Raw genomic sequence first — 16,124 nt, 5'->3', positions numbered from 1 at the left:
ATTTTAACTAATACAAAAAAACCGCCTGAATTAGACGGTCATCGTTTATCCCGGGTCATTTCTAGAGCGCGAACTGCCACTTCCAGGCTCAGACGCTGCCGGGGATTGGAAAGACTCACATTTAGCAATTTCTCGATGCGTTCTACTCGGTATACCACGGTATTGTAGTGCACAAACAACTCCCGGGCAACCTGTTTCAGGTTACCCCCAAACTCATAATAACGCTGCAGCGTTTTAACCAACTCAGTATTGTTTTCCTTGTCATAATCAAGCAACACCTGCAAATTATCTTGGATGTATGCCTGCAATTCCGGCTTGCCGCGCATTTCTTCCAGCAGTCGATAAACTCCCAGCTGGTTATAATGAACCACCGTCCCCAAGCCACGAACTATCATTGCAGTCTTGACAGCTCCCCGGGCTTGGCGAAAACTGTATTTAATATCCCGAATCGAGGTAGAATCCCTGCCAACGCCAATTACCAACCTGCTTTGGGCCGCTCGTTCCATGGCCTCGATGTTACGAGAACTAAACTCTGCTAGGTCATGGTCCACAGGCGTAACAACCAAAACGTCCCGCCCTAGTTCGCCGGAAATGCAACGCTTACAAAAGTTTTCTTGTAAAAATTGCAGTAATTTATCCTTTTGGCTCTGATTGCGAAAATCTTCAAACCGGTACATAAACACTCGCATCTCATCCTGTAAATGCCAGCCATTGATACTAGCCCGCTGCCGGGCCACATCGTCCGAAAAGGCCCCCTCAACCAACTCTACAAGAAATTCGTTGCGGTAACGCCGTTCAACTTCTTGAACTGTGCGGGCGTTCATCATTTCAAGCGCAGCCACAGTGCCCCCCCGTTCTAGGGTAATCTCATCCAAGACACTGAAGTCGCCAGACTTGGCCATGGCCAATATAAACCCCAGTCGGCTACCCCCAGCCATTAGCGGCACCAGAATTCCGGGGCACTGCCCGTTGAATTTATTTAATCGCCGGTAATCTTTGCGAGGCCGATTATGCTCCAGCCATTGGTGCAAATCAGGGGGTTCCTCAGTAAGCGACTGGAAATCTCTATTCAGCACAACAATCTGACAATTGACCAATTGGCTGAGCTGTCTCGCCAAATCCTCAAGGCTACCTCCCCGCAAAACCACATCCAAGAGGGCATTATGAGCCAACTCCGAGCGGTGGAGCAGGTCAGTCTGAAAGTCTAGAATTTCTTGCAGCAGCGGCTCCATTAAAGCTGCAAACGCTGTTTTGGGGGGGAGCTGTAATATGGGGAAACTATGCTTGTCGGCCAACTCCAGCGCCTCAGAAGGGATTTCGTCGATATATCGTTTGGGCTTGATAGCCAGACCAGCTAGTTTTTTTTCCGCCAGTCTGGGGATAAGTTCGACCTGTTCCTGGGGCTTGTCTCGCAGAGAATAAAGAGTGGTGAAAAGAAGCTCACCCTCCCTGACCCAATCCAAGATATCAGGAACCTCCATGACGTTGATATGAAAAATTAATGAATCTAAGCCACCTGCACCGGCGACAACCTCCACACCGTCAAAGGCCTCCAGCTTGAGCGCATCTCTGACACTGATGCCCAAACGTGCCCGCTCCATTACATCACCCCTGATTAAAAATGTCTATCCTGCTTCTTTGTTAACTTCTGCAACAAACCCTCATTGAAAGTTCTTGAGGTAAAAGATTGCCAGCTGGGTGCGGTCCCGCAGTTTTAACTTATCCAGAAGCTGAGTCACATAATTGCGGGCAGTACCTTCACTGAGGTAGAGTTTCTGGGCTATCTCTTTGTTGGAGAGGCCCTCCCCCACCAAAGTCAGTATCTCCAACTCCCGGGCAGTGAGCTGGTAATCCTCCGCCCTCTGCTTGTTGGTTTCCTTAAGCATCGCCGACAAACTGTTGGCGACATCCCGCTCTAACACAATATTGCCCTTGGCCACCGCCCGCAGACTTTCCACTATGCTGTCGGCGGGCTGACTTTTGAGGATATATCCTTCGGCGCCATTTCTAATCGCCTCTTTGATATACTCGTCATCCCGGAAAGTAGTGAGAATAACAACTTTGATTGCCGGGAACTGTTCCTTTATCGCTTTAGTTCCCAGCACCCCGTCCATAACCGGCATCCGGATATCCATCAGTACGATATCCGGATTTTTTTGTCTACACTGCTCCAACGCTTGTTGTCCGTTCACTGCAGTTCCCAAAACTTCAATATCCGCTTCCAGACTCAGCAGCATTTTCAGACTGTCCCGAATCAAGGCATCATCGTCAACGATCAGCACCCTCAAGTGCCGCACCTCCCTCCTTTTCTTCCCGGGGCAAGACACAGACGATTGAAAAGCCGTCTGTGGCATTTATGGTAAGCGAGCCGGCAGCGTTACGCACTCGCTCTTTCATCCCGCTAATACCCATACCCTCCTTGATATCCCCACACCCTGACCCATTGTCTTGAATGAACAAACGGACTATCCGTTCCCGCACATCCAACTCAATTTCAACAAAGCTAGCGTTTGAATGGCGAGCGGCATTGGTCAGGGCCTCTTTAATGATTGAAGATATTATCTCTGTATGGCTGGCAGATATAACTGCAATATCGCCGTGGTGTTTAAAGTCCACTTCGCAAAACTTAAACATGCTGATGATATTTTCGATATAGTCCAAGCCCAGTTGTTCCCTGGGCTTTAGGTTATGAACTGTCTCTCGAATTAGCTTCACCGCGTCCGCGAGGCCGGAAATCGACTGGGCCAAGAGCTCCCTGGCTTTTTCCGGATCTTTCTTTGTAAGCTTTTCGATTACCTGCATTTGAAGCAAGATGCCTGCCAAGTTGTGGCCGACATGGTCGTGGATATCGCGGGCAATGCGGTTGCGCTCCCGCATCTCAGCCAGATGTGCCGCCTCCCGAGCTGAGTGCATCAACCGCGATTTGGCCTCTTCCAGGGAATAGCGGTTTCTCCTTTCACTGTCGTAAACCTCCCGGAAGGAAGCCGCTTTTTTTTGCAGTGTATAACTCAAGTAGCCGCTAAGAGCGCTGTAAATTAGCAACAATCCATAAGCAAGCAAGTATTCTCCCTGCAAATATATCAACCCGGCTGGCACCAGCAAAACAATATAGAGCGACAGTCCCCGGGCGGCCAGGTCAAAGGCCAGGGGGCTGGAGAGAATCAGGGTGAGCGGATTCAGGGCGGAAACTGCCAGAACCAACAGGTACTCAATGGCGATTATCAGCGTGTGGTTCGCATACTTTTCCCGATACACCCAAAGGGCAACAATCAGCAGTAGACCCAAAATTGCCATGGGGACAACACCGGTCATCGCCTGGAGCCCAAGCACCAAAAGCAGGGCCAGCCCTTTATAGATATTGCTCATATGCGCCCCCCCCTCGTCTTTCTAATTATATTCCTAACCAATGTTTCTGCCAAGTCTGGTAATATCTCCACAATTAGCAAAGTCCGTACTCAAGACATGAGCACGGACCTTACTCTACACAATTTACCTGGCCACATCGGTTTGCCGCCAGGTGCCCAGCAAAAAGAAGACAAGGGCAAAGGCCAAGAGAATCATCAATGCCAAACCGGCGTTAGCCAGGGGCTCACCAAGCATTACAGCCCGATAAGCATCGTAAATCCAGGCAGTGGGGAAGAAACGGCCGATGGTCTGGAGAAAGTCCGGCATAAAATCTCGGGGCCAGAGCAATCCTCCCAGCATGCTCATCGGTGTAATTGCAACGGAAGCGATTGTTCCGGCGTGGTGGGATTTGCGGGCCAGGGCAGCGACGGCCACCCCCAGGGCGACGCAGAGCAGGGCAAAGACCGCCATGACCACAAACAGATTAAGGACATTTGGTCCAAGAAATATCCCAAACACGCGTCGCACTACGACCAACACAACTAATATCTGCACCAGAAGCACAAGGAAAAAGCACGTGATGTTCTGCAACATGTACGAGCGCAGGGTAACCGGCGCTGTCAGCACCCGGTAAACTGTCCCGCTTTGCCGATCCTTAATCAGATGAATGGCAATATAAGAGGCGAAAAACAACATTGTCATTGCCAGAAATCCCATGCTGCCTAGTCCGGCGTCAATGCTTTGGCCGGCGGCAGCGTAGATTTCCGACTCCATGGCCAGGCTGCCGTTGCGATAATCCTCCATTCCCTGATAGAACGCCGCCTCCGATTCGGCAGCTGCAGCCAGGCCGCGGGCCGCACCCAGGAAACTCTCCACCTTGACCTTGATTGGTCGCGAGATATTGGTCTCCTGGATACTATAGCCCTGAATCTGGGGGTCCTTATTGTTCAACAATTGCTCTGTGAAGCCGGATTCGATTACAAGGATATAATCCACTCTGCTTTCTGCCAAGGACGACCGTATGTCCTCCTCGGAGAGCGTTGTTACCGGCGAGGTTTCTGTTAGAGAAGCGACCAGCATTTCCGTTAACGGCGTACCATCCTGATCAACTATGCCGACTGTCAATTGAGTTGGCCCGTAATCACCGAGACCAAAGATTAGCCCAATCGACAGGGAGGGGATCGCCAAGATCAACAGCAGACTAACTTTATTGCGCAGCAGGCGTTTTAGGGTGTATTGAAATATGGTCATTGAGCAGCCCTCCTCTCGGCCAGCATTGCCACAGCGAAGGTGAGAACAATGATACCCAGCATCGCCATAAGCATGATCATTACCTGGAACGCGGGACCGGCATAAATTGTGTTAAAGATTGCGGTCTGAGCCAGGTAGTTGGGTGACAAATACTGCAGATACATCAGTGGTCCCGGCAGGGAAATCTTGAAATAACCGCCGGCGAGAAATGTGCTGACGACGACTAAGACATTTAGCAAGTTGCCTGCCCGCGCCTCATCCTGGGTAACCATTGTCATCATCGTTCCGAGGCCGGTAGCCAGGACCACAAACACAAACGTTAGCAGGAAAATCATCGGGATGTTTTCTCCCCAGTTTACATCATAGACAAAATGGGTAAAGGCAATGATTATCAGGACCTGAACATAGATAGTGACCACATTGGCGGCAATCAAGCCGAAGTATAATTCCGCTTTGCTGACAGGTGTTCCCCGAATGCGGCGGCCAATCGTAGACAAATAGCTCTCGCCCATTGTATAGGACGCGTAGAGGGTGCCATACATGACGATCATCACCAGCATCGTCACTCCGTAGTAATCCATGGCCCCCGGCATCAAGCCAGAGGCTGATACCGGCACATCCTCAATTACGCCGGTCGCCATGGTGAATTCCGGCTCCGCAACTCCCATGGATACCATGGCCTGGATTGCATTGGCGCCGTTTATGAAGCTATCGACAACATTCTCGACAAACACCATGCGCAATTCCATGAACGAATGGCCTATGACATGAATCAGCGCCTCTTCGCCTGCGAAAACGTTGTCGCTGAAATCAGAATCCAGGTAGATTAACGCGGCAATTTCCCCGGCCGCCAATAATTCCAGGCCCTGCTCCCTAGACTCCAGGTTTTTTACATCTAGTACCGTTCCCACTTCTGGGTCAGCCAGAAACTCGTCGAAGTAGGCGCCCATCGGTCCAGCATCTTCATTGACATATCCGGTGACTGTGGCGCTAAACTCCTGCTGCTCAAAGGCGGGTCCCAGGGCCATGCCCAGGATGAAGATCAGAACAATTGGGAACACCACCATCTGAAAAATGCTATCGCTGGTATCCCTGAGATTACGCAACAATGTGTACTGAAACAGGGTTAACATTCTCTTCATGTTAAACACCCCTTAATCCCGCAGCGATTTACCGGTGAGGGTAAGGAAAACGCTTTCTAAAGTTGGCTTTTGCACGTCCACCGACAACACTTCCACGCCGGTGGCTGTGACGATATCAATAATCCGGCCAATCAGGGCGCTATTCCTGGCGACCATGACGGTAAGGTCAGTTTCGTTTAGCGAGCATTCCCGCACGCCTGTCAGCTGCTTCAATTCGTCCACCAAGGTGTAATTGACCTTGGAAAGACTGATTACAATCCGCTCCTCAGAGGCAACCAACTCTTTTAGTTCATCCTGGGTGCCCTTGGCAATGACCCGGCCCTGATCCATGATTGCCACCCGGCTACACAGCTCCTCGACTTCCTCCATATAGTGGGAAGTGTAAATAACTGTCGCTCCCTGGCTGTGCAATTGCCGCACCGAATCGAGAATATGATTCCGGGACTGGGGATCGATGCCGACAGTCGGTTCGTCGAGAATAATTAATTTCGGTCGGTGGACAATGGCGCAGGCGATGTTCAGGCGCCGCTTCATGCCGCCGGAGAATTTTTTTGGCAACTGCTTTGCCCGTTCTTCCAGACCGGTAAAGGCAAGGGCATCGTTGACACCTTGCTGCAATTCCCGGCCGTTGAGGCCGTAGAGCTTGCCAAACAGCGTTACGTTTTCGGCAGCGGTGAGGTCTTCGTATATGGCGATTTCCTGGGGGACAACCCCAATGTTCCGCTTGGTAGCTCCGTTATGGCCGTTAACTTTTTTGCCGAAAATCTTAATCTCGCCACCATCAGTTTTGGTAAGACCAATAAGCATATTGATTGTTGTGGTTTTGCCGGCGCCGTTGGGTCCCAAAAGCCCAAAAATTTCTCCTTCCTGGATTGCCATATTTACATGGTCCACAGCCAAATTCTCGCCGTAGCGCTTAACCAGGTCTTTAATTTCAATAATCATGATTTTTACCTCCCACAATACTATCTTGCCTTAAGTTTACTACCGCTCTGCCATGAGCTGAAGTGTGCAGAGGAATATCTGAATATGACATTTGTCATATCCAATGCAAAAAAATATCGACTTCATCGCCCAGGTAGTCCGGAACAATAAAGCCGATTCAATTTCCGAAGCAGTGTTGGAAGCCTCAAGGAACGTCGTTGCCTTATAACTTTGGGTTCTCGCGTAGCCTTCGGTGCATAACCAGGTATTCAAAACCGTTTGGCGCCGCAAACTGTGGGCCCGGAATGAATCCGGCCCGTTCATAGACCTTCTTTGCTCGCTGATTGAAGGTGGCTACGGTCAAACGCTGGGAAATGCCGGGAAATAAACGGACAGTGTGCGCCAGTCCGGCCCGGAAAAAGCGCAAACCCTTGCCTCTACCGGTCAAATCCGGACGCATGGCGAGGCCGATATCAACCCATCCCTCGGGGTAAAGACCCTGAGCACGTCCTGCCGGAACCTGGGCCGACTCCCCATAGCAGAAATAGCCGACCAAATTATTGAATAGGAATACAGCATGAAAACTGCCATTAAGCAGCTCCGCCAGAGCCTCCGCATCCTCCCCCATCCCGTAAACATGGTATGGCGGAGGATATTGCCATGTACAAGCTATATGGGCACTTTCAGCATCCATTGGTCTTATTTTGAACCACATCAGCATCACCCCGCACAAATTCAGGACGGTTCTCAATTGGCGCTAGTTACTAGAATTCGCGAGAGAGTGCGCCCAATCCTGCAAGCTTCAGCTCACCTTCTGGCCAGCGTCGAAACAAACTTACTTATTAACCTGCAACCCACTCTTCTCATTTGCTGTACAAAGGAGGAGAGTGGGTTGCCCGCTGACATTTTAATCGGAGTCTTCGTGAGCGATGCTCGACCAAGACATAATTATATGGACAACTTGTGGATAAATCCACACACCTTCGTCAAAGCCTTTGCAGACAGGCTCTTAGGCATAATATAAGCAAAATCTGGGACCAACGGGTCGACCTGAACTGATGCCATTTGAGAACCGTCCTGAATTGGTGCTCTAATAATCAGGGTTTAGCGGGCAATGGGAATCATCGCTGAGGCGCAGCGTCTGGCAGGCTTCCATGCAGTTGCCATCAGGGTCATAGAAATAAAATATCTTAAGATTGCCGGTTTCATAGATATTTGTGACCCGCACGCCTCTGGCCACCAGGGTTTCCCTGGTTTCTTCCGCATTGTGGGTGCCGAAGATTGGATAGGTGCCCCGCATACCCTGGGGATTAAATTCCTCACTGGACTTTAATTGCCAGAGAACCAAATTTACATTGCCAAGATCATACACCACCAAATCTTCCGTTTCGTTGATGCATTTTTCGCCCAGTTCCAGTTTGTTCGCGTACCACTGACTGGCCTGCTCAAGGTCGGTGACCCGAATGATAACTGTATCGAGTTGATTGAATATGCCACAGCCAGACACATTGCCACCCCCTCAATCTTATACTCTATATATTTGCCACAGGAGCACAAATTCCTGTTTAATGCTGAATATTCCTGCAGCAAAACATGGACTCCCCCCAGGACGCCTGAGATTAACAAGTAAAGCCGGCCCCAAGGCCGGTTTATTATTTGGAGGTAGAATCAGTCATGGCCGTGCAGACTAGGGTCGCAGGTTCAGCAGAGCCCTGATGGTTCCAGAACAGTGTTTGGTATTCGCTGTCGTATTCCCAGGTACCGGCGCTCACCTTAACACTTAAACCGTCGCCAAAATGATAGCGGGGAACATAGATTTCGGTGGGCTTCTCTTGATTTGGATCCGGCCGCACATTAAGGGTATAGGTTCGGGTGTTCAGATCAAAATGCATTGCTAATGGTTCGCCGGCGACCCGGAAGGGCCAGGGGCGCAGCGCCGCGGCCAGGGCACGGCCGCCGGAATTGATGTCCCGGGGAGCGTGCTGTTGATCACGGCTGAACAAGGAGAGGTCCTCACCATTCCAGCCGTCGCCGCGACGATTTGTATTGTCGGCGGTATAATTCCACAAAGTAAAGCTGAGTAAATTGGCCTCCAGCGCCTGCATGCTGCGATCTAAGGCCTGAATCTGGGCGGAGAAATCATTAGTTCGGTAGGCCTTTTTGTTATGCATGTCAAAGGGAATACCGATTTCACCCACTAATGTGGGTACATTGTTAATCCTCTCGGCCGCTTGCTGTTTGAGCCGGCCCAACTCTTGATTGCAATGTTCCTGCACCTTTTTTCGACCGATAACCGGACGACCGTTGGCCAAGTCGATTGTCAGGAAGGGAAGATAGCGCTTGAGAATCAAGGTGATATTATCGTACCAGTGGGGGGCATAGACAAAATTTTTGGTTTCTTCCGGCTGCCACTGAGCCGGCTCGCCCATCACTTCATGCTCAATAAAGATCAGTGCCCGGGGAAAGTCATTGCGAATCTCGCTGGCGAAGCGGCGGATAAACGGGTTCATGTAATCGCGGCCAAAGTCCACAGGTCTGCCATTCACATGGCTGAAATAATCGGCGCGAAGCAACTCAGGTTTGCCGTGGGCATCCAAATCCCATACGCCGTTTTCCCACCATATGCAATCGCGACCTGGCAGCCAGACCCGCTGGCCTTCAGGGTTTATCCTGCGCCGCCCGCTTCTGCGCATCCCGGTCAAACCAAGCTTCCAAACTTCTACCGTCTGCGGATACCCTGCCCCGAGCAAAATTGACTGCCATGGCGTGGGCCGGTTGCCCTGCTTTTGCAGATGCTCATATTTAGTCAAGTCCTGCCAGCCAATATAGCCCCGGGAAGGTTCGTTTAGGGTATCGAAACCAACAACATGGGGCAGGTCTTTCAGCTTCCTGGCCACCTGCCTAATGGAATTAATGTAATGACGTTGCAGGTATTCCTGTACCGGTTCGCCATCGATAAAGGTCGCCGGAGCAAAGTCATTACCGCCAAAGAACAAGGTGAACATGGTGGCCGCCGCGAGCTTTGTGTAATTTGTCGGCCAGATCATTTTCGGGAAAGGATCTCCGTGGGTATTGTGGACGATGGCGGCGCCGGTGTCCTGAAACTTGGTTATATCCAGCCCGACCGCTTCAAAGGTCCACCCGGGAGCGCCGTCACCACCGGAAAACCGACTCCACACATCCTGATGTGGGTCGACAAACAACTTGAAACCATATTCTCCAGCCTTTTTGGCTACTTTATACACATAGTCCAGGTAATCCTGATCGTAAATTCCAGGCCCCTGATGTTCTATAGCTTCCCATGTCACCAAAAAGCGGAGAAAATTAAAGCCCCATTCCCGAAGCCGGGCAAAATGTTCGTCTGCTTCCTCCAGAGGAAAAGGGCGCCCCACAAAGGAGATGTTGCGATGCTCAAAAAAACCCTGCCGGACATCGCTGGTGAGCGGCGGCTTGCTGGGCACTTTGGTGCTTCCCCCCAGGTTCACTCCCCTTAACATCAAAACCCGTCCGTCCCGGTCACGAAACCAGCGGCCATCGGTACGCACTGCTTCCACCCCTCACTGGTTATTTGCATACTTTTTCGCCGAGGGGGCGCAAATTCCTGCATCTGCATCAAAAAAGGCGCACCTAGCAGGGCGGGCATTAAACCATTCCAAATAATTCGCGAGCATAGTATTCAATTAGGTCGGCCTCATAAAGGCACTTGCGCCACCGCTGGGGAATTCCGGCACAGCCATAATACGCGCCAGCCAGCTGGCCATAAACCGCACCCGTTGTGTCGGCATCTTCACCAAGATTGACGGCCAAGCAGGCGCCATCTTCAAAGCTGTTGCTGTTATAAAAGGCCCAGAGCGCAGCCTCCAGACAATGGATTACATAACCGCTTCCCCGAATTTCCGGCGGCTGTTTTTGTTTATAGGCGCCGGCGGCAATGGCCTCTACCTTCGCGGCGAGAGGGCGACCCGCCCATAGCCCGCCAACAGGATCGAAAAATGGATGCAAGAGTTCTTCCTTGGTTGCGCCGGCTAATGCTCCAACAATCAGGGCAGCTAGATAACGGCAGCTGTCTACCGCCTCCTGAGCGCCATGGGTTGTCCGGGAACTGCAGGCTGCCAGTTCGACTGCCCGTACCGGGTCTCCTGCGTAGGCGAGGGCAACTGGCGCTAGGCGCATCAGTGAACCATTGCCGGCGGTGTCAGGGGCTGTAGAGCCTGCCCAGGGATTATTGGTTTCGGAAAAGCGCAAAAGTGCCGCCCGCACAGTATTGCCGATATCGAAGCAATGTCCGGTGGCGCTCATATAGCCCTCCCTGTACCAGCGCAGATATCGTTCCATTTGATCGGCGGCATCGAATCCCCTGCATTCCACAAGACTGGCTGCCAGACACAGCGCCATTGCCGTGTCGTCAGTCCACTGGCCGGGGGCAAGACCAAAGGGTCCACCTCCAGTATCTCGGAATGAAAATCAAAACTTCCCGGCAGCTTAAACTCCAGGGTCGTCCCAAGAGCATCACCAACAGCAAGGCCCAGCAGGCTGCCGCGAAACTGTTCAACGTTCACACCAATCCCTCCCCTATTCTGAGCATAACAAAAATGCCCCTGGCGGGACAAGTTAGTCTTGTTCCTTCAGTTTTATATCCCATAACTTACCGATAAGAAAACCGGTTCCAGCCATAACTGTCATTGCAAGGCCAATTAGCACCGGCGAGAGTTCGTGCAGTGGGATTGCCAACTCAGCAAGATTATGAATAAGTACATACGGACCTACAACTGCCAACCACAGACCTTGCAGCAATATCGAACTGGTAAACGCCTCGGGAACCAACGAAAAAAACGCGCCTGCAAACCCCCACATCACCAGGATGATTGCCAAACGGAACCCGCGATCAAACACCTTCACACCTCCGATCGATTGTTAAGAACTTCATCACAACAGCTCTTCATTGGAAACCTAAATCCTGACCAGCGATTATTTATTTTCAGAAGAATATTAAAAACCGCCGCAAAGCGACGGTTAGAGCTATTGCAATTGTGGCAGCTGGGATTTGTACCCGGCAAACACATCCAAAGTGTCGGCAATCTCCTGGGGCGTGGCTATATTGGCCTGGTATTCCCCTAGCTCAAATAACTCCGAGAACAAGCGCACCTGCAGACCCTGAAGATTGGCACGGTTCTCAGTAACAACCTGGCGCAAACGGGGACAAATTACTTCATTGAGACCGGTTTGGTAGCCGATTAGCATGTGTTTTTCGCAGGTAAGCGCATCATTGAGTCGGTCCCGCATATTAATGCTGGCATCCTTGACCTTGGGAAGCTTGTTAGATACCTGCTTGCCGATTTTCTGAACGCCAGCTTTGGAGGTAACTGTTTGTTCGGTAAAATTCAATTCATTTGCCCTCCCTGCTGATTCAATTGTTCGACATACCCAAGCAACCGGTTGTAATTCTCCTGATGTCCGCGGGCACATTCACTCAATGCCTGCTTGACATTGGGGTCCTGTTCCTGGTTGGCATGCTCATTACACTTTTTTGCCGCCAATAACTCCCAGGACAGAAAGTCCTTAACATAATTAAGTTCTTTGCTGGAAATGTTGCTCATTATGAACCTCCCTTGTTTTGGTCTGGCAGATTTAGTATACCCCCGGACGCCGACAGCTACACATTATCCAGACTCTGGAGTGGCAAACTAAATTCGGAGGTGAGTACACCTTGCAGATTCCAATTATCGGCGGTGGTATATCGGGCCTAGCGATAGCCCTGTTTCTGGAACGGCTTGGGATTAAAAACCGAATTTATGAGCAGGAAAGCTTTGCGGGTGACTTTCCGGCTAGAGCGGAGGTCTCTCTAGGTGTGTTGACTAAGCCACAAACAAATGTCCTCAAATCAATCAATCGTAAATTTGGACTGGAGCTGTCTCCAACTGCTGACCTAACAAGGATTGTTTTCCACACAGCCACTGCCCGGGCCGAAGTGCGGGGCAAGCTGGGGCAAATCATAATTCGGGGTCGCGACAAGCGTTCGTTGGACAATCAATTGTATGGCGAACTGGCAAGTAGAGTGAAGTTTTCGCGCCGCATGACACCGGAACAATTAGCGCCACATGCTGAATATGTCGTCAAAGCCAACGGCGAGCCGCTTTCGACAGCCAAAACCAGAGATATCAGAATGGAAAACGTCTTATTGATGGGTGACTTTGAACCCGAAACCATGCATATTTGGCACCAATCCCGGCTAACATCGCAGGGTTACGGATACCTGATACCATTTTCTAGGCGGGTGGCAAACCTGTTCTTGTTAACAGCCAAACCCTTTACTCGGTATCCCGATAATTTGTTAAGGGAGTTACTCATCGCAGTTAGCGATGACTTACGGTTTACGCCGGACGTGCTCCGCACAGAAACCTTTAAGAAAACTGAGGGTCCAGCAACCAAAGCTGCAGCTGTCAACATACTGGCGATCGGCAACTCACTGGGGTCAATTCATCCAATGTTGGGCTTAGACTTCCTGTTGGCCTTTGAGTCAGCCTACCAGGCTGCAGTAAGCATCGCCTATCACCAGAACTACATCCAGCGAATAAAACCCCTAGCAAAAAAAATTAACCGGCTCTATCTGATTCAAAGAAAGATGGAAACATGGTCCGATACTAGTTTTGATTTGTTGCTGGTATTAATTGCTGCCGGCGGCACACCATTTTTCAATAGCCGCCTAGACTTAATGAAGATAGTTGATTATGCGCTACGGCCACTACCGATAATTTAACCCGCTCGCATGAGCGGGTTTGCTGTCTATTGAAGCGGTTTGTTTTCGTGGGCCTTGCGATCTCCAGGTTGCTGGTCAATATGGCTCAGGCCACGCACCAAAGTATCATCCTCCAAAACGCTGTAAAGGTGGTAAGCCAAATCTTCCCGTTCCGTTAGCACCTCTTCCAGGACTTCTACGGTGCCAAAGTCGTCCAGTTGATGGGCGCGCTTGATTTGGGCCCGGATTTCCTGCTGGATGCGCATCTCATGCTCCAAGTCATTTCGGAGCATATCCCGCATGGAGTAACGCCCCTCCGCTTCGTGCTTGATATAAGAAACTTCGTGCTGGGTCACGGGGTGGCCGGTAGGAACCATCCCTAAGCGGGCTACCCGCTCGCCAATGCTGTCAATGTGTTTCATGGTTTTTTCCACATGCTCATCCAACAAGTGATGGAGAGAAACGAATGACTCGGGCCCCTCTGTTAACCAGTGATGCTTGTTGTATTGATGCAGAGCCACGTGCAGGGCACAATTGTGCTCATCGAGTTTTTGAGCCATTTCCATACGCACATCATGAGGCAAGCTAATCCCCGATCCCTTCACTGTCTGCGGGTTTTGGCGCTTGACCATCGGGTGGTCCGGTTGCATACCGGGCATATTCATCTTCTGTTTGTTGACGTCCAATTGACTCATTTCGACATCTCCTTTTTATTTATTCAGTTGCATTATTCCCAAAAAAGTTCGATAGCTTACTTGATTTATTGAACTGTAACCAATTGCAAATGCAGCCTCTGTCTACTTTACAACCCTGTAATACAACTGCATCCTTGGACATAAATTTAATTAAAATTTAACTTTTTTTGCTCAGAAAAAAGGAATGTTGAATTTATTCAGAGAAGTATACCTTGGGAGAATTGCCACACTGATTTTAAGTGGAGGTGGTGATAGCGCACAAAAACCTGTCGCCCGCCCAACGGACACACACCATATCAGTTGATGCTTCCAATTTGCACCAGCAAATGCGGTCAAAATAGCTTTAAGGAGTGATAGTTTTGACCAAGATTGAATACCCCTGGTTCAAGAAGGAAGACACTAATGCCTTTTTCTCGCTTCTACAAAACAACCTAGCCAACTTTGCCCTCCTTGTAGTCGTCATGTTAGGAATGGGGTTTTCCCCGGAGATCGTCTTTGGCCGGATGGTCATCGGCGCCGCAATCGCGGTGGCCCTAGGCAATTTTTACTACGCCCACATGGCGCGCCGCCTGGCACAAAAAGAGGGGCGCACCGACGTAACCGCTCTGGCCTACGGTATCAGTACGCCGGTTCAGTTCATATACCAAATTGTTATCACCGGCGCCGTCCTGGGAGCTACAGACAACCATGAACTGGCGTGGCAGATTGGCATTGCCGCCTGCTTCCTGGGCGGTATTATCGAGTGCCTGGGCAGCGTTATTGGCCGCTGGGTGCGGGCAGTCCTGCCCAGAGCCGCCATGCTGGGCGCCCTGGCCGGCGTTGCATTCACCTTTATCGCCGGCGAAATGTTCTTCAAAACCTTCGCCGACGGCGGCCTGGTAGCCCCGACGGTTGGCGCGATCGCGCTAACGATCATCGTTGTCGGCCTGATCGCAAAAACCAAAATGCCTTTCAGGTTCCCGGCAGCGCTACTTGCCATCATCGTCGGCACCGTTGTCGCCTATCTCACGAAAGTGGCCGATGTATCGACAATTAGCAACGCAACCGAAGGTATCGGATTTTACATGCCAACTCCCCACTTTGCAGTTTTTGAAGGCCTGAAACTTCTGTTTACCGATTACTCGCATCTTCTGGCGGTTATTTTACCAATCTCTGTTTATAATTTTGTGGAGACCATGAACAACGTTGAAGCCGTAGCAGCTATGGGTGATGATTATGACGTACGGGAGGCGCAGATCGTCGATGGCGCCGGCACAATGATTGGCGCACTCTTTGGCGGCATTCTGCCAACCACCGTCTATATCGCCTCTGCCGGTAGCAAAGAAATGAACGCTGGGCGCGGATATTCAATCCTGAACGGAATCGTGTTCCTGGTTGCTGCAGTGTTCGGCATAGTTGGCGCTGTTGCAGAAATCATTCCCTTGCCGGTTATAGCGCCCATCCTGGTCTACGTCGGTATCGTTATGGTTTCCAACGCCTTCATGAAGTCCCCACATCGCCACGCTCCCGCCGTCGCCCTGGCAATGATTCCATACTTTGCCAACTACTTGTCCACAAGGTTTAATGCCGGCGCCCCGGAGGTGGTAGCGAACGTATCAGAAGCAATTGTCCCCTTGGCCCAAGGCGCAATGTTCACAGCCCTGCTTTGGGGAGCAATCGCAGTATTCCTGATAGAAAAAGATTACATTAAAGCTACAGTAGCATCTCTGTTCCTGGCCGGCTTCAGCTTTATCGGGCTCATCCACTCTGCTCGACTCACTTACTATATCGAAGATTTCTCCAGCATGCAGGCCCAGTTCTTCATCGGCTACCTGCTGGTGGCGGGCATTTGCCTTGCATTTAAATTCCTAGACACCGACGCCAACATTCCACACGATAAATCTATCGACGCTTAGCCCAGTAATAGGGGCTGTCGCACTAGCGGCCTCTGAAAAAAACACAAAAGACGGCGACTGGTAGTATCCAGAAGCCGTCTTTTGGTGTAAAATATAGTTATGGCAAACAATATCTTACAACCAAAGTATACATCAA

Annotated in this window: 15 protein-coding genes and 1 pseudogene; 2 read left to right on the top strand and 14 right to left on the bottom strand. The window is 50.7% G+C overall.

The genetic code is table 11. From position 1 onward, the window contains the following. Positions 1-38: 38 nt before the first annotated feature. From FH749_04050 to FH749_03990, 13 genes and pseudogenes are all read right to left on the bottom strand, one after another. Complete coding sequence (locus FH749_04050) at positions 39-1,601, bottom strand: hypothetical protein (protein ID MTI94649.1); 1,563 nt, start codon at positions 1,599-1,601, stop codon at positions 39-41. A 60-nt stretch (positions 1,602-1,661) separates the two neighbouring features. Next, on the bottom strand, positions 1,662-2,288 hold the full coding sequence (locus FH749_04045) for a response regulator transcription factor (GenBank protein MTI94648.1): 627 nt from the start codon (positions 2,286-2,288) through the stop codon (positions 1,662-1,664). Further along, positions 2,269-3,366 carry a sensor histidine kinase gene (locus FH749_04040; GenBank protein ID MTI94647.1) on the bottom strand — a complete coding sequence of 366 codons (1,098 nt, stop codon included), beginning with the start codon at positions 3,364-3,366 and terminating at the stop codon, positions 2,269-2,271. Before FH749_04040 ends, FH749_04045 begins: the two co-directional genes overlap by 20 nt. A 123-nt stretch (positions 3,367-3,489) precedes the next feature. After that, on the bottom strand, positions 3,490-4,596 hold the full coding sequence (locus FH749_04035) for an ABC transporter permease (GenBank protein MTI94646.1): 1,107 nt from the start codon (positions 4,594-4,596) through the stop codon (positions 3,490-3,492). After that, entirely contained in the window at positions 4,593-5,738 is a 1,146-nt protein-coding gene (locus FH749_04030) for an ABC transporter permease (protein ID MTI94645.1), read from the bottom strand. The genes FH749_04035 and FH749_04030 overlap by 4 nt, the downstream gene beginning before the upstream one ends. Before the next feature lie 12 nt (positions 5,739-5,750). Then, on the bottom strand, positions 5,751-6,683 hold the full coding sequence (locus FH749_04025; protein ID MTI94644.1) for an ABC transporter ATP-binding protein: 933 nt from the start codon (positions 6,681-6,683) through the stop codon (positions 5,751-5,753). 202 nt (positions 6,684-6,885) lie between these two features. Then, the gene (locus FH749_04020) at positions 6,886-7,377 is read right to left on the bottom strand and encodes a GNAT family N-acetyltransferase (GenBank protein ID MTI94643.1); all 492 of its coding nucleotides are present in this window, start codon (positions 7,375-7,377) and stop codon (positions 6,886-6,888) included. Between the two features lie 375 nt (positions 7,378-7,752). Further along, positions 7,753-8,169: a VOC family protein gene (locus FH749_04015; protein ID MTI94642.1), complete on the bottom strand. Its 417-nt coding sequence runs from the start codon at positions 8,167-8,169 to the stop codon at positions 7,753-7,755. Between the two features lie 145 nt (positions 8,170-8,314). Then, positions 8,315-10,207, bottom strand: a complete 1,893-nt coding sequence (locus FH749_04010; GenBank protein ID MTI94641.1) for a glycosyl hydrolase family 35 — start codon at positions 10,205-10,207, stop codon at positions 8,315-8,317. A gap of 97 nt (positions 10,208-10,304) precedes the next feature. Then, positions 10,305-11,227, bottom strand: a pseudogene (locus tag FH749_04005) (ADP-ribosylglycohydrolase family protein). Between the two features lie 46 nt (positions 11,228-11,273). After that, complete coding sequence (locus FH749_04000) at positions 11,274-11,555, bottom strand: hypothetical protein (GenBank protein ID MTI94640.1); 282 nt, start codon at positions 11,553-11,555, stop codon at positions 11,274-11,276. 126 nt (positions 11,556-11,681) lie between these two features. Then, positions 11,682-12,128 (bottom strand): spore coat protein, encoded by a 447-nt coding sequence (locus FH749_03995; GenBank protein MTI94639.1) that lies wholly within the window; start codon positions 12,126-12,128, stop codon positions 11,682-11,684. After that, positions 12,044-12,259 carry a hypothetical protein gene (locus FH749_03990; GenBank protein ID MTI94638.1) on the bottom strand — a complete coding sequence of 72 codons (216 nt, stop codon included), beginning with the start codon at positions 12,257-12,259 and terminating at the stop codon, positions 12,044-12,046. The genes FH749_03995 and FH749_03990 overlap by 85 nt, the downstream gene beginning before the upstream one ends. Positions 12,260-12,369: 110 nt before the next feature. Between FH749_03990 and FH749_03985 the strand changes: the two genes are divergently transcribed. After that, a complete protein-coding gene (locus tag FH749_03985) occupies positions 12,370-13,419 on the top strand; it encodes a hypothetical protein (GenBank protein ID MTI94637.1) in 1,050 nt (349 codons plus the stop codon). A 26-nt stretch (positions 13,420-13,445) separates the two neighbouring features. Here FH749_03985 and FH749_03980 read toward each other — a convergent pair whose 3' ends face one another. Then, the gene (locus tag FH749_03980; GenBank protein MTI94636.1) at positions 13,446-14,093 is read right to left on the bottom strand and encodes a ferritin Dps family protein; all 648 of its coding nucleotides are present in this window, start codon (positions 14,091-14,093) and stop codon (positions 13,446-13,448) included. 461 nt (positions 14,094-14,554) lie between these two features. Here FH749_03980 and FH749_03975 point away from each other — a divergent pair, with 461 nt between their 5' ends. Continuing rightward, complete coding sequence (locus FH749_03975) at positions 14,555-15,988, top strand: NCS2 family permease (GenBank protein ID MTI94635.1); 1,434 nt, start codon at positions 14,555-14,557, stop codon at positions 15,986-15,988. Positions 15,989-16,124 lie beyond the last annotated feature (136 nt).

The organism is Bacillota bacterium, from assembly GCA_009711825.1.
Classification (GTDB): Bacteria; Bacillota; Proteinivoracia; order UBA4975; family VEMY01; genus VEMY01.
Note: the sequence above shows the minus strand (reverse complement) of the source record. Positions and strands in the feature narration are given on the sequence as shown.

What these genes read in the sequence shown, in the direction of transcription:
- FH749_04050 (MTI94649.1), bottom strand. Translation starts at nt 1,601, where the DNA reads ATGGAGCGGGCACGTTTGGGCATCAGTGTCAGAGATGCGCTCAAGCTG.
- FH749_04040 (MTI94647.1), bottom strand. Translation starts at nt 3,366, where the DNA reads ATGAGCAATATCTATAAAGGGCTGGCCCTGCTTTTGGTGCTTGGGCTC.
- FH749_04035 (MTI94646.1), bottom strand. Translation starts at nt 4,596, where the DNA reads ATGACCATATTTCAATACACCCTAAAACGCCTGCTGCGCAATAAAGTT.
- FH749_04030 (MTI94645.1), bottom strand. Translation starts at nt 5,738, where the DNA reads ATGAAGAGAATGTTAACCCTGTTTCAGTACACATTGTTGCGTAATCTC.
- FH749_04025 (MTI94644.1), bottom strand. Translation starts at nt 6,683, where the DNA reads ATGATTATTGAAATTAAAGACCTGGTTAAGCGCTACGGCGAGAATTTG.
- FH749_04020 (MTI94643.1), bottom strand. Translation starts at nt 7,377, where the DNA reads ATGTGGTTCAAAATAAGACCAATGGATGCTGAAAGTGCCCATATAGCT.
- FH749_03995 (MTI94639.1), bottom strand. Translation starts at nt 12,128, where the DNA reads ATGTGCCCGCGGACATCAGGAGAATTACAACCGGTTGCTTGGGTATGT.
- FH749_03990 (MTI94638.1), bottom strand. Translation starts at nt 12,259, where the DNA reads ATGAGCAACATTTCCAGCAAAGAACTTAATTATGTTAAGGACTTTCTG.
- FH749_03980 (MTI94636.1), bottom strand. Translation starts at nt 14,093, where the DNA reads ATGAGTCAATTGGACGTCAACAAACAGAAGATGAATATGCCCGGTATG.
- FH749_03975 (MTI94635.1), top strand. Translation starts at nt 14,555, where the DNA reads ATGTTAGGAATGGGGTTTTCCCCGGAGATCGTCTTTGGCCGGATGGTC.